The organism is Klebsiella sp. P1CD1, assembly GCF_003790505.1.
GTDB classification, from domain to species: Bacteria; Pseudomonadota; Gammaproteobacteria; order Enterobacterales; family Enterobacteriaceae; genus Klebsiella; species Klebsiella variicola.
Genome location: NZ_CP033631.1, coordinates 2,765,770 through 2,779,255, shown reverse-complemented (window position 1 = coordinate 2,779,255; position 13,486 = coordinate 2,765,770). Strand labels below are relative to the sequence as shown.

General features: G+C 58.7%; 13 protein-coding genes. 9 read left to right on the top strand and 4 right to left on the bottom strand.

Annotated elements, in window-relative coordinates:
- Nucleotides 1–226: 226 nt before the first annotated feature.
- The gene (locus DTA24_RS13890; RefSeq protein WP_008804756.1) at nucleotides 227–1,141 is read left to right on the top strand and encodes an SDR family oxidoreductase; all 915 of its coding nucleotides are present in this window, start codon (nucleotides 227–229) and stop codon (nucleotides 1,139–1,141) included.
- 165 nt (nucleotides 1,142–1,306) lie between these two features.
- Nucleotides 1,307–1,552, top strand: a complete 246-nt coding sequence (locus tag DTA24_RS13885; protein WP_008804755.1) for a DUF2543 family protein — start codon at nucleotides 1,307–1,309, stop codon at nucleotides 1,550–1,552.
- 66 nt (nucleotides 1,553–1,618) lie between these two features.
- Here DTA24_RS13885 and DTA24_RS13880 read toward each other — a convergent pair whose 3' ends face one another.
- On the bottom strand, nucleotides 1,619–2,512 hold the full coding sequence (locus tag DTA24_RS13880; RefSeq protein WP_012968123.1) for a LysR family transcriptional regulator: 894 nt from the start codon (nucleotides 2,510–2,512) through the stop codon (nucleotides 1,619–1,621).
- A 114-nt stretch (nucleotides 2,513–2,626) separates the two neighbouring features.
- On the opposite strand from DTA24_RS13880, the gene DTA24_RS13875 reads away from it, so the two are divergent.
- Nucleotides 2,627–3,478 (top strand): Vmh family MBL fold metallo-hydrolase, encoded by an 852-nt coding sequence (locus DTA24_RS13875; protein WP_117116992.1) that lies wholly within the window; start codon nucleotides 2,627–2,629, stop codon nucleotides 3,476–3,478.
- A gap of 177 nt (nucleotides 3,479–3,655) precedes the next feature.
- Nucleotides 3,656–3,796 carry a stationary-phase-induced ribosome-associated protein gene (gene sra, locus DTA24_RS13870; protein WP_012541615.1) on the top strand — a complete coding sequence of 47 codons (141 nt, stop codon included), beginning with the start codon at nucleotides 3,656–3,658 and terminating at the stop codon, nucleotides 3,794–3,796.
- Here the strand turns inward: sra and DTA24_RS28175 are convergent.
- Nucleotides 3,793–3,921 carry a hypothetical protein gene (locus tag DTA24_RS28175; protein ID WP_046619973.1) on the bottom strand — a complete coding sequence of 43 codons (129 nt, stop codon included), beginning with the start codon at nucleotides 3,919–3,921 and terminating at the stop codon, nucleotides 3,793–3,795. The genes sra and DTA24_RS28175 overlap by 4 nt on opposite strands.
- A gap of 55 nt (nucleotides 3,922–3,976) precedes the next feature.
- Between DTA24_RS28175 and DTA24_RS13865 the strand changes: the two genes are divergently transcribed.
- The 3 genes from DTA24_RS13865 (at nucleotide 3,977) to DTA24_RS13855 (ending at nucleotide 8,678) form a co-directional block, all read left to right on the top strand.
- Nucleotides 3,977–5,674, top strand: a complete 1,698-nt coding sequence (locus tag DTA24_RS13865; RefSeq protein ID WP_008804752.1) for an NAD-dependent malic enzyme — start codon at nucleotides 3,977–3,979, stop codon at nucleotides 5,672–5,674.
- A gap of 183 nt (nucleotides 5,675–5,857) precedes the next feature.
- Complete coding sequence (locus DTA24_RS13860) at nucleotides 5,858–6,565, top strand: glycosyl transferase (protein WP_109910172.1); 708 nt, start codon at nucleotides 5,858–5,860, stop codon at nucleotides 6,563–6,565.
- Nucleotides 6,566–6,962: 397 nt separating this feature from the next.
- Nucleotides 6,963–8,678 carry an ABC-F family ATP-binding cassette domain-containing protein gene (locus tag DTA24_RS13855; protein ID WP_064160417.1) on the top strand — a complete coding sequence of 572 codons (1,716 nt, stop codon included), beginning with the start codon at nucleotides 6,963–6,965 and terminating at the stop codon, nucleotides 8,676–8,678.
- Nucleotides 8,679–8,714: 36 nt separating this feature from the next.
- Here DTA24_RS13855 and DTA24_RS29095 read toward each other — a convergent pair whose 3' ends face one another.
- Nucleotides 8,715–9,668 (bottom strand): helix-turn-helix domain-containing GNAT family N-acetyltransferase, encoded by a 954-nt coding sequence (locus DTA24_RS29095; protein WP_023322689.1) that lies wholly within the window; start codon nucleotides 9,666–9,668, stop codon nucleotides 8,715–8,717.
- 167 nt (nucleotides 9,669–9,835) lie between these two features.
- A complete protein-coding gene (locus tag DTA24_RS13845; protein ID WP_012968118.1) occupies nucleotides 9,836–10,435 on the bottom strand; it encodes an inorganic diphosphatase in 600 nt (199 codons plus the stop codon).
- A gap of 253 nt (nucleotides 10,436–10,688) precedes the next feature.
- On the opposite strand from DTA24_RS13845, the gene adhP reads away from it, so the two are divergent.
- Both adhP and DTA24_RS13835 read left to right on the top strand, forming a co-directional pair.
- A complete protein-coding gene (gene adhP / locus DTA24_RS13840) occupies nucleotides 10,689–11,699 on the top strand; it encodes an alcohol dehydrogenase AdhP (RefSeq protein ID WP_002906221.1) in 1,011 nt (336 codons plus the stop codon).
- Between the two features lie 157 nt (nucleotides 11,700–11,856).
- Nucleotides 11,857–13,479 (top strand): TIGR04028 family ABC transporter substrate-binding protein, encoded by a 1,623-nt coding sequence (locus DTA24_RS13835; protein ID WP_016161128.1) that lies wholly within the window; start codon nucleotides 11,857–11,859, stop codon nucleotides 13,477–13,479.
- Nucleotides 13,480–13,486 lie beyond the last annotated feature (7 nt).

Sequence of the window (13,486 nt, the reverse complement as noted above, 5' to 3'; positions counted from 1 at the left end):
TAAAATAGCCCCGCATCGCAAATTAAGGATGGAATAATCCTAATTTAACACCACCAATAATAACGCAGCGACATACAACGAAATTCGCCAAGGATCAGCCGGTTAAAGTCAAATAAAGCCCCTATTTTGCCTGTTAAACAAGATAGATGATCCTCTCGCGCTGCCTGGCCTGGGGTGAAGCTGACCTATCCTTAGGTCTGGCCCGTTCTGTCTGAAGGAGATGACTATGCAAGATGAAAAACCGCCAATGAAAAAATTACCCACCTCCATGTTGCCAGAAGAGACGGCTCCCCGTCCGGAGTTCCCGGAGCAAGAACAAACCCCGCCGGGTCTGGATGCGGAGATGGAGCCGTCACCGGACCACGGGGAAACCAGCTACACCGGCACCGGGCGGCTGGCGGGTAAGAAAGCGTTAATTACCGGCGGCGACTCCGGCATTGGCCGCGCGGTGGCGATCGCCTTTGCCCGCGAAGGGGCCGATGTCGCCATAAGCTATCTGCCGGAGGAGCAAGAGGATGCCGATGAAGTCATCGCGCTGATCAAAGCCGAAGGTCGCACCGCGGTGGCCCTGCCGGGGGATATTCGCTCCGAGTCCTTCTGTCAGTCGCTGGTGGCCGACGCGGTGGAACAATTGGGAGGCCTGAGCATCCTGGTCAATAACGCCGGACGTCAGCAATACTGCGAGACGCTCGAGGAGCTCACCACCGAAGACTTTGACGCCACCTTTAAAACCAATGTCTACGCGCCGTTCTGGATCACTCGCGCGGCGCTGCCCCATCTCCAGGCCGGGAGCGCAATCATCAATACCACCTCGGTGCAGGCCTATAAACCCAGCCCAATCCTGCTCGATTATGCCCAGACCAAAGCCTGCCTGGCGATCTTCACCAAATCGCTGGCCAAGCAGGTGGCGAAACGAGGCATTCGCGTCAACGCCGTGGCGCCAGGCCCTTACTGGACGGTGCTGCAATCCAGCGGCGGCCAGCCGGACGAGAAAGTGAAACAGTTCGGCAAAGACACACCGATGGGCCGCCCGGGGCAGCCGGTCGAGATCGCCCCGCTGTACGTCACCCTGGCATCAGACGCCTGCTCCTATACCTCCGGTCAGGTGTGGTGTTCTGACGGCGGGGACGGCGTGGTCTAAATCCGTCGCCTCCGGGCCGATAAGCGGGCCGGCGTTATGCCGGTCCCTCCCCAACACGATCGCCGCGCAGCCCTGCGTGGCGATTTTTCCTCTCTCGCAGCGTGTTTAGCCGGCTGCATGCTATGATATCCGCCCGCCGCTGTGCGCTGACCCTGAGGACAACTGATGAGTAATGAGATCCCCCTGAAATTTTATGACATCGTGGACGAGTACGAGACCGAAGCGGCCTCCCCGGTTAAAGAGACGGAACGCGATGCGCTGGCGCGCTATTTTCAACTGCTGATTGAGCGGCTGATGAATAACGAAGAGATCGATGAAGAGGCGCAGCAGGAGATGGCCCGCGAAGCGGCCATTGATGAACGCCGAATTGACGATATCGCCAACTTCCTTAATCAATGGGGCAACGAGTAAGTCTCATCGTCAGCTCACCGGCAGGGCCACCGCCCGCCGGTGTTGCCGCTGAATGCAACGCCATGTTCATGCCCCGGCGGCAATCTCCCCCAGACGTCGCTGCAGCGCATCCAGAAACAGCGGTAGCCCATCGGGCTGATAGTCGCGGGAAAGATAGATGCCATAGACGCTCAGCGCCTTCGGCGTCCAGTCAGGGAGCACCACCTCCAGCGCCCCGCTGGCCAACGCGCTCCGCGCCTCCAGTTCGGGGAGCATCGCAATGCCGCACCCGGCGACCGCCGCCTCCAGCAGCAGAGAAGAGATCCCCGCGCTCAGATTGCCGCTCACCGCCACCGACGCCTCCTGCCCCTGCGCATCGCTGAACTGCCAACGCTGGCCGGCAAAGTGGCTGTATAACAGACAGTTATGCTGTTGCAGATCGTCAAGCGTCGCCAGCGGGCCATGCTGCTGGAGCCAGCGCGGTGCGGCACAGAGGAGCGAACGACACAGCCCGAGGCGGCGAGCGATCGCCCCGGGCTCGGGGTTGTCGGTAATGCGAATGGCCACGTCGATGCGCTCGCCGATCAGGCTGACCGGATGGTTATTGATATCCAGCTCCAGGCGCAACTGCGGATAGCGAGCGAGGAAGTCCGGCAGCAGCGGAGAGATCAGCTGCATTGCCGTGAAGTGCGCGCAGGCGACGCGCAGCGTGCCGCTGGGGTCGGCCCGCTGGCGCTCGCCGGCGATTTCATCGGCGATCCGCGTCAACCCGCGGGTCTTAAGCAACACTTTTTCCCCCGCCGGCGTCAGGGTCAGCCGGCGGGTGGAACGATGGATCAGCCGGGCGCCAGCCCAGTTCTCCATCTGCTCCAGATAGCGACTGACCATCGGACGCGACATCCCCAGCGCCCGCGCCGCGGCGCTGAGACTTCCCAGCTCGCAGATGCGCAGGTATACCTGAGCAGCAATCACCCTGTCCATCATGCCCCCTTCATCTGCACGATTTATGAAACTCAGCATCTCTTATTTCAGGAATTCTATCAAATAGCGAAATCCGTACAATGGAACGCATTCACCTGTTACTGAGAACACATCATGAAATTATCTGCTCTTGCTGTTGCCACCGCCCTGTTCAGCGGTTCGATCTTCGCGGCGCCTTTGACGCTGCAAACCTACAATCCGCAGGAAAAGGGCATCTTTGCCGTTAACTCCACTCTCGTTTCCGGCCCGCACGAAGCAGTGCTGTTTGACGCGCAGTTCAGCGTCAAAGACGGCGAAAAGCTGGTAGACATGATCAAGAAAAACGGCAAGCCGCTCACGCGGATTGTGATCACCTCTGGCGATCCGGATTTCTATTTTGGTCTTGAACCGCTGATGAAAGCCTTCCCGCAGGCGGAAGTGGTCGCCACGCCGGAGGTCGTCAAACATATTGAAGCCACCAAAGCGGCCAAACTGGCGTACTGGGGCCCGCAAATGAAAGATGGCGCGCCGACACAGGTGTACGTTCCGCAGGCGCTGAAGGCCAACAGCTTTACCATCGACGGTGAGAAAATAACGATCATGCAGCCGCATGACTACGCGGCGTTCGTCTGGATCCGGGCGAACAAAACGATCCTCGGCGGCACAGGCGTGGCGTGGGGCATGCATCTCTGGACCGCCGACACCCAGACATCGGCCAGTCGCCTGCAATGGCGCCACACGCTGGACCAGATGATCGCCCTGCACCCGCAGCGGGTGATCCCTGGTCATTACCTCGGCACCCCGCCGGAGGGAGACAGCGCGGTGCGCTTCACAAAAACGTATCTCCAGCAGTTTGAGCAGGCGCTGAAGACGCATCAGGATTCGGCCGGGGTGATCAAGGCCATGGAGACGCAGTGGCCGGGCCTGGCGGAGACCAGCTCGCTGGAGTTAAGCGCCAAAGTTAATACCGGCGAGATGAAGTGGTGATCCCGGCTGTGCGTGAGGGAGACTGTTCTTAATCTGACGCGCGAAGGTTGCTATTGCCCTGAAAATGGACCACCCTAGCTGAGGTCGCACAAAAAACGTGCGGCCGACTTTGGGTTACATTTCATCCGGTCACCACCGGGTTTGCCCTTGAAACCAGAACAGGATAAAGGAGTCAGAATGAAATCGAACCATCAGGCACGTCATCTTCTCGGTCTGAACTATAAGCTTTCCCAGCAGAAAAAAGTGGTGCTGGAAGGCGATGAAGAAACCACCCTCAACCACATCCATGCTACCGGCCGCAAACGCCGCGGTGGTTAATTTTCAGTCTGAGTGATGATAAACAACACCGTCCTGTTGCCAGGATGGTGTTTTTTTATGGCAATTGATTGCTTGTTTACCCGCTTGACGACCATCTGCTCTATACTCTGCCCGCTGCTTTCCACCCGCCCTCGCTTATCGCCGCGCCGGGACTGTGGTCATGATCAAGGAGTTAGTGCGATGCAATTTACTCATAAGAAAAACCGTTCCCTGTACATCCCTTACGCGGGTCCCGTTCTGCTTGAATTCCCCCTCCTCAACAAGGGCAGCGCCTTCAGTCTGGAAGAGCGCAGCAATTTCAACCTTCTTGGCCTGCTGCCGGAAGTGGTTGAAACCATCGAAGAGCAAGCGGAACGCGCCTGGATCCAGTATCAGGGATTCAAAACTGAAATCGACAAACACATCTACCTGCGTAACATCCAGGACACCAACGAAACCCTGTTTTATCGCCTGATCGGCAACCATCTCGAAGAGATGATGCCGGTTATCTATACCCCGACGGTGGGCGCCGCCTGCGAACGTTTCTCCGAGATTTACCGTCGCGCCCGCGGCGTCTTCATCTCTTACCAGAATCGCCATAACCTTGACGACATCCTGCAGAACGTCCCGAACCATAACGTGAAAGTGATTGTGGTCACCGATGGCGAGCGTATTCTCGGCCTCGGCGACCAGGGGATCGGCGGGATGGGGATCCCGATCGGCAAGCTGTCGCTGTACACCACCTGCGGCGGCATCAGCCCGGCTTATACCCTGCCCATCGTGCTGGACGTTGGAACAAACAACCAGCAGCTGCTCGACGATCCGCTGTATATGGGCTGGCGCCATCCGCGCATTACCGACGACGAGTATTATCAGTTCGTTGACGACGTGATCCAGGCAATTAAGGCCCGCTGGCCGGACGTCCTGCTGCAGTTTGAAGACTTTGCGCAGAAGAACGCCATGCCGCTGCTCAACCGCTATCGCAATGAAATCTGCTCGTTTAATGACGATATTCAGGGCACCGCGGCGGTCACCGTCGGGACGCTGATCGCCGCCAGCCGCGGCGCCGGTAGCCAGCTCAGCGAGCAGAAAATCGTCTTCCTCGGTGCGGGTTCCGCCGGCTGCGGTATCGCCGAGCAGATTATCGCCCAGATCGTCCGCGAAGGCGTTAGCGAAGAAGAGGCCCGCCAGCGCGTGTTCATGGTTGACCGCTTCGGCTTGTTAACCGACGGCATGCCTAACCTGCTGCCGTTCCAGAACAAGCTGGTGCAGAAGCGTGAGCATCTGCAGGGCTGGGATACCACTAACGATGTGCTGTCCCTGCTGGACGTGGTGCGTAACGTGAAGCCGAACATTCTGATCGGCGTCTCGGGTCAGCCGGGGCTGTTCACGGAAGAGATTATCCGCGAGATGCACAAGCACTGCCCGCGGCCAATCGTGATGCCGCTCTCAAACCCGACCTCACGGGTGGAAGCGACGCCGCAGAATATCCTGAGCTGGACCGATGGCGAGGCGCTGGTCGCCACTGGCAGCCCGTTTGCCCCGGTCACCCTGAAAGGCAAGCAGTACGCTATCGCGCAATGCAATAACTCCTATATCTTCCCGGGGATTGGTCTGGGGGTGATTGCTTCCGGCGCGTCGCGGGTCACCGACGAGATGCTGATGGCCGCCAGTGAAACCCTGGCGAAACACTCGCCGCTGGTGAACAACGGCGAAGGTCCGGTGCTGCCGGAGCTGAAGGATATCCAGACCGTCTCACGGGCAATTGCCTTCGCGGTCGGCAAGGTGGCGCAGGAGCAAGGCGTGGCGGTGAAAACTTCCGCTGAAGCGCTGCTGCAGGCCATTAGCGATAATTTCTGGCTGCCGGAATATCGCAATTATCGCCGCACCTCGATTTAATCACGCTCACCGGGTCGACATATCGGCCCGGTTTTTAATAACGTCAGAATAATATCTCCCGCCACAGAAACATCTTTTTCGCCCATATTCATTCATCGTAAAAATATAAAACGGATAGCATTTGCCGCACGCCCTCCGCTGTGCAAAATAGTTGTTTCTCACCCCCTCACAACGGAATGTGAAATGCTAAAATTAACCCCTGGCGCGAATAAAGCGAATGCGATTCTGATCCGTATTGTCTTGTTTCTTATCGGCGGTATCGCCATCATCACCGGAATGTGCCTCTTCAGCGGTGATATGTGGATGCTCACCCCGCGGGCTGAACAGTATCAGCCCGCCACCGGCGATCTGGTGGATGTCGTCATCTATGAACCGAGTAAATTTTTCTTCGCCCTGCTCTACGTGTTTATTATTACCCTGGTCTGGCTGCTGGCGGTACGTAAAATCCCCTGGCGGCCGATACAGCATCCTATATTACCGCTGATGGTACTGATTGCCGCCGGGATAGTTATTTTCCTCCATCCGGAGGTTACCCCCGGACGAGATGCCAGTATTCAGTACGGTAAACACAACGTTTATTACACTGCCATTTTCTGGAGCAAAACGAATTCAGATCGACATGTCACTCAACCCTCTAAATATGAAATTTTTGTTGAAGCGAAAGATTCCCGCTGGCTTATCGACAGAAACAATCTTGGCCGCGCCTGGCGCTGTGAAGTCAAGCGGCATACCCAGTTTTACACCCTGTCATTCAATGAGGGCTGGTTTCCGGACGGCGATCCGCAGGTCATGGCCCGCCAGTGTACTCAGGTAAGTGATCTGAATGCGCTCAGTGAAACGGCAATCATGATTGCCCGCCCGATCGCCACCGTCCCTGTGGAGGCACCGTAAATGAGCCAGCAAAAAAATGGTTCTGCAACCATGTTCTGGCAAACACATAAGCCCTCTGCGCCAATCCGGCGTCGTAGACAAAGGCGGCGCAGGTGAAAGCTGGCGGGGGCCCCCTGCCAGTTTTGTCACTGGCGTCGCTAGCCTTTCCCCACTACACTGCCACCACCCATCCACTGACTGAATAAAAAAGGAGGCCCCCCATGCTGTATTGTGAAATGTTTATTGTTTCACATGCATTAGGCAATTGCGCCAGCTCAAGCGTTATCGGTATCGTGCTGCGATAACTATGGCTTGAGCGAAGACACTTCACGCAATCCCTTCTCTCCGGCTTACCGGGTTATCGTCAGCGAGTTTTGACGAGGCATTTGCATGCCTGTAACTCTTGAGTAAGTTGACTATGAGTACATTACTAACTGCCCATGCGCTCCACGTGGAGACTGCCTTTGGGCCGCTGTTTAACACCCTCTCCTTCACCCTGAAGAAAGGCGACCGTATCGGTCTCATCGGCCATAACGGTTGCGGCAAAAGCACCCTGTTGCAGGTGCTGGACGGCACCCTCGCGCCCACCTCGGGCAGCGTCTCACTCGCCGGTCAGTGTCTGATGGCCCGCGTTGAACAGCATCTGCCGGAGGCGCTGCGTTCGCAGTCGCTGTTGCAGGCAGTACTGGCCCCGTTACCCGCTGATGTACGGGAAGCGCAGCGCTGGCTGGCCGAACGCCTGCTGGCGCAGATGGGCTTTACCCCGGCGGTGATGGAGCAGCAAACCACTACCCTGAGCGGCGGCCAGCACACGCGCCTGCTGCTGGCCCGGGCGCTGATCCGCCAACCTGACCTGCTGCTGTTGGATGAGCCCGGCAACCACCTCGATCTGCCGACCCTGCTGTGGCTGGAAAGCTTCCTGCAAACCTGGCAGGGGAGCTTCGTGCTGGTGTCACACGACAACACCTTACTGGATGCTGTAACTAATGCCAGCTGGATCCTCCGCGACCAGACGCTGCACAGCTTCGCCTTACCCTGCAGCGCTGCCCGTCAGGCACTGCAGGAACAGGATGAAAGCGCCGCGCTGCGCCATAAGGCCGAGCAAAAGGAGATCGACCGGGTCAGCGCCAGCGCCCGGCGGTTGGCCACCTGGGGTCGCATCTATGACAACGAAGACCTCGCCCGTAAAGCCAAACAGATGGAGAAGCAGGTCGCCCGCCTGAAAGACGAGCAAACCGAGCTCAGCGTCGGCCCGCCGTGGCGTCTGTCATTGCAGGGGGACGCCCTGCCGGCTGACCGCCTGCTGGAGATGGACACCCTGCCCGTCGCGCCCGCGCCGGGCCTGCCATCCCTCTTCACCACCGGCGTGGCGCGCCTGCGCAGCGGCGATCGCGTGGCCATCATGGGGCGCAACGGCGGCGGTAAATCGTCCCTGCTGCGCCTGCTGTGGCAGCAGATGAACGACGCATCGCCACTCCCGGGGCTGCGCCTGCATCCCCGGCTGCACCCCGGCTACTATGACCAGACGCTGGAGCAGTTACCGGACGATGCCAGCCTGCTCGACGCGCTGACGCCGTTCGCCCCGTCGGCCGACACCCGTAAACGGGCGCTGATCGCCGCCGGGTTTGGCTGGGCGAGACATAGCCAGAAGGTCAGCACCCTCAGCGGCGGCGAGCGGTCGCGACTACTGTTCGTTGGACTCTCGCTGGCGCGTTACAGTCTGCTGCTGCTGGATGAACCCACCAACCATCTTGATATGGAGGGTAAAGCGGCGCTGGCGCAGACGCTGCGCGATTACCCCGGCGGCGTGCTGCTGGTCAGTCATGACCGCCAGCTGATTAGCGAAAGCTGTAACCGCTTCTGGCTGATCGACAACGCCGGGTTAACGGAATGGCACAGCCTGGAGGAGGTCTATGCCCGTCTGCAGGCCGTGGCGCCCGCCCCGGACAGTCGACTCGCTTTGCAGAGTACGCCCGCCGGGGCTGACGATGATGAGGAGGCGCTGCTGGCGCGGCTGATTGACCTGGAGCAATGGCTGGCTGACGATATGGCCCGCAAGCCAAAACATCAAAAGCCGTCACTGCAGGCACAGTGGCAAGAGGAGATTGCCCGCCTGCTTAACCAGCTGGCGTAATCTTCATGTTCCCCCACCGGCTAAGGCGCAACGTGCTTAGCCGGTGTTTCCGGACCGGGTAAATTGCTGCTCGGTCATTACCTTTCCCCACTGCTCCCCCTGCCATTCGCGGGTTAACGTGAAGCCAAAGGATTCATACAGTTTGCGGGCCGCGTCCAGCCCTTTAAAGGTCCACAGCTGCACCGCGCTAAACTGGCGACTATCGCAGAAAGTCATCGCCTCGCTGAGCAGACGCCTGCCGATGCCGGTTCCCCGGCAGCTGTCGTCGAGAATAAACCAGCGCAGATGCGCCTCCTGCTGGCCGAGGTCCTCGCCATCAATAGCCAGCGAACCGACGATTTTCCCTTCGCGGATCGCCAGCCAGATCTGGTTGGCCGGGGAGGAAAGCCGGGTGGCAAATTCCGCTACGCCGCTGGCGACCTTGCCTTCAAAAAAAGCGCCAAAATCATGATGACGGGCGTAATACTCCCCGTGCATCTGGGCTATCCGGCCGATCATCCCCGGCTGGTAGCCGGTCATCAGCGAAATTTGCGGAGCCGTATCCGCGAGCGCGCTATCCCGACACTGCGCCAGCGCCCGGGCATAGGCCGCCAGTCCAGTGGCGACAGTGTGCTGCTGCGTCTCATCCAGATGGTCTAACGCCTCCACCACCTGACGGGTACCCCAGGCGTTAATTTTCGCCACCGTATCGTGCCCCTTTGCCGTCAGGGCGAGTGATTTCGCGCGCGCATCCTCCGCGCAAGGACGCTCCTCCAGCTCACCGGCCGCCAGCAGACGAGAGACCATCCGGCTGACGCTTGATTTTTCCAGTCCCAGCAACGTGACCAGCTGCGCGGCCGTCATCTCCCCCCTCATCGATACCTCAAGCAGGGTGTGCACCGCCGAAGGTGAATAATGGGTGGCGGCCAGCGTGGTGCTCATAAAGCCCAGCTCGCGCACCATTAACCGCGAGGCGGTACGAATCTGTTGGATTAAGGGGGTGTCAGGCATGGCAGCGGGTCCAGAAAATGAAATGGTTGTACAATACAACCATCAACTTCATCCTGCGTCAAGATGCAATATGGTGGGATAAGCGTTGCCGTGTGACCTGTGATTTCGCCGCCACAGGGATCATGAAAGCGAATGCCGCGGGCGCCGGACAGCGCCCGCGATGAATATTATTGCGGGTTCTTCGCTTTCCAGGCTTCCCAGGCCGATTTGATCTCCTGCTTCGCAGCGGCGGCATCGTTAAAACCGGCCAGCTCAACCTTTTTACGCCCCTCTGGCAGTTCTTTATAGACCCGGAAGAAGGCCTCCAGCCGCTGCTGCTCGATTTTTGGCAGATCGGTGATGGTCTTGATGTCGTCATAGGTTGGGTCAATTTTACTGGCCGGCACGGCGATGATTTTGTCGTCTTTCTCACCGCCGTCTATCATCTTAAGGACACCGATCGGCCGCAGCTTAATCAGTGTACCCGGCGCCATCGGCGCGCGAGTGTAAAACACCACGTCCAGCGGGTCGCCATCTCCGGCCAGCGACTGGGTCAGCGAGCCGTAGTTCGCCGGGTAAGCCACCGGCATCGACTGAAAGCGGTCGGCGATGATAAACCCCGTTTTGGCGTCGGTTTCATACTTAATGATGCCCCCTGCCGGGATCTCGGTGACGGCGTAAAATTCTTCCGGGTTGTTTTCCGGCTGGGGGAATTCCAGTACGTTCTGCGCCTGCGCGGCGGCGGACAGAAACAGACCGGCAGTGAGGATGGTTTTTACCAGATGCATTGTTGTATCACTCTGTTGTTATAAGAAATTGATGCGCAAAACGATAGAGTTGGGTGATGAAGAAAACATGACCATTCAGTGACGCTATTATTACCTACCAAAATTAGAGGTATTGCCTGAATTTTGTGCTACCGCTGTAGCAAAAAACCACATCCTGTACTAAAGCGCCTTGTATTTTTCTCCATCGCGTCTAATCCTTATTGGGTACTATTGCATTAATAAAATTAAACAATCCCCTCACAAGGAGACAGGCATGAAGGCTGCTGTTGTTACCCACGACCATCAGGTTAACGTCACGGAAAAAACGCTGCGCCCGCTGGAATACGGTGAAGCGTTGTTGAAAATGGAATGCTGCGGCGTGTGTCATACGGACCTGCACGTGAAAAACGGCGATTTTGGCGATAAAACCGGCGTCATTCTCGGCCATGAAGGGATCGGGGTGGTGCAAAAAGTCGGACCGGGCGTCACCTCCCTGAAGCCAGGCGATCGCGCCAGCGTAGCGTGGTTCTTCGAAGGCTGCGGCCACTGCGATTACTGTAACAGCGGCAATGAGACGCTGTGCCGCTCGGTGAAAAACGCCGGCTATACCGTCGACGGCGGCATGGCGGAAGAGTGCATCGTCACCGCCAACTACGCGGTAAAAGTCCCGGACGGCCTCGACTCCGCCGCCGCCAGCAGTATCACCTGCGCGGGCGTCACTACCTACAAAGCGGTCAAGGTCTCTCACATCAAACCGGGTCAGTGGATCGCTATCTACGGTCTCGGCGGGCTGGGCAACCTGGCGCTGCAGTATGCGAAGAATGTCTTTAACGCCAAAGTGATCGCTATCGACGTCAACGACGGGCAGCTGGAGCTGGCGGCCTCGATGGGCGCCGATCTGACCATCAACTCCCGTAATGAAGATGCGGCGAAAGTGATTCAGGAAAAAACCGGCGGCGCGCATGCTGCCGTAGTGACCGCGGTGGCCAAAGCGGCCTTTAACTCGGCGGTAGATGCCGTTCGTGCCGGTGGCCGCGTGGTCGCGGTGGGCCTGCCGCCGGAGGCGATGAGCCTCGATATTCCACGTCTGGTGCTCGACGGCATCGAGGTGGTCGGTTCGCTGGTCGGTACTCGTCAGGACCTGGTGGAAGCCTTCCAGTTTGCCGCCGAAGGTAAAGTGGTGCCGAAAGTTACCCTGCGCCCGCTGGAAGATATCAACGCCATCTTTAAAGAGATGGAGCAGGGTCAGATCCGCGGCCGTATGGTTATCGATCTGCGCAGCTAATCACCAACGCCTCTCCCGCCCGGGAGAGGCGCTTGCCCCACGCTTCCCACTCGCGAAGTAAATCCAATTTCCGCAAATGCTTAGCGCAATTCCTTGGTTCCTTTGTTTTTAGCCGCGCCCGATGATGGCAACACAATAGATAACAAAGGAATTCACCATGCATCGTCATTTTCGCCTGCCCGCGCTGGCCGCCCTGTTTCTTTCCGGCGCCTTTTCCGTCTGGGCCGCCGACACGCCGGTTAAAGGCGGCACCTTAATTTATCTGGAGCAGCAACCGCACACCAATCTCTATCCGCCCGCCGGCGGCTTTTATCCGAATGGCGGTATTCTCAATCAGATAACCGACAAGCTCACCTGGCAGAACCCGAAAACGCTGGAGATTGAGCCGTGGATTGCCGAGAGCTGGACCAGCAATGCCGATAAAACCGAGTACACTTTCCACCTGCGCAAAGGGGTCACCTTCTCGGACGGCACGCCGCTTGACGCCGCCGCCGTGGCTAAAAACTTCGACACCTATGGTCTGGGAGATAAAGCCCATCGCCTGCCCGTCTCGGAGGTCATCAATAACTACCAGCGCAGCGAAGTGATCGACCCGCTGACGGTGAAATTTTACTTCAACAAACCGTCGCCGGGCTTCCTGCAGGGAACCGCCACCATCGGCTCCGGTCTGGTATCACTCAGCACCCTGCAGCGCAATTTTGAAGAGCTGGGCGATGCCCGGCATATTATCGGCTCCGGGCCCTTTGTGGTGCAGGATGAAAAGCCAGGCCGCGAGCTGACGCTGGTGGCGCGCAAGGACTATCAGTGGGGGCCGAAAAACAGTGCCCAGCAGGGGCCCGCTAACCTCGACGGCATCACCTATATTGTGACCCCGGAAGACAGCGTGCGCATCGGCGCGCTGCTGGCGGGTCAGGCGGGCTTTATTCGCCAGGTGCAGGCCTACGATGAAAAGCAGGCGACCGATCAGGGATTTAAGGTCTACGCCGCCCCTACCCGCGGGGTCAACGACAGCCTGAGCTTCCGCCCGGATAACCCACTGGTCGCCGACCTGCGGGTGCGCCAGGCCCTGCTCCATGCCACCAACGCCAAACAGGTGGTGGAGACGCTATTCTCCGCTAACTACCCGCAAGCGACCTCCGTACTGGCCAGCTCCGCCGCCGGCTATGTCAATCTGAGCGATAAACTGACCTTCGACCAGGCCAAAGCCCGACAGTTGCTGGACGACGCCGGCTGGAAGCCCGACGCCGACGGTATTCGCAGTAAAGACGGCCAGCGGCTGGCGCTGACGGTATATGAATCGCTGCCGCAGCCGCAGAATAAGGAAGTGCTGCAGCTGATCGCCCAGCAGTGGCGCCAGGTAGGTGTGGCGTTGACCGTCAAAGCCGGGGATGCCGGTAGCCGTACGCTGGACAATCTTGACCCGCAGAAAACCCCGCTCACCGTCTCAGAAGTGGGCCGCGCCGACCCGGATGTGGTGAAAAGTATGTTCTTCCCCAACAACCGCGATGCGCTGCTGCAGAAAGGCGGCTCCAGCGATAAAGTGCAGCACTTCCGCGATGATAAGCTGAATGACCTGCTGACCGGCATCTCCGCGGCGGTAGAGCCGCAGCAGCGCTTGCAGTTAACCGGTGACGCCCAGCGCTATCTGATCGATAACGCCTATGTGATCCCCATTTTCGAAGAGCCGCAGGTGTTCGCCGGCGCGCCGTGGGTCAAAGGCGTCAGCTTCGAGGCCGTCGGTCGTCCGTCGTTCTACGGCGCGTGGCTGGACAAGCACTAAGAGGCCG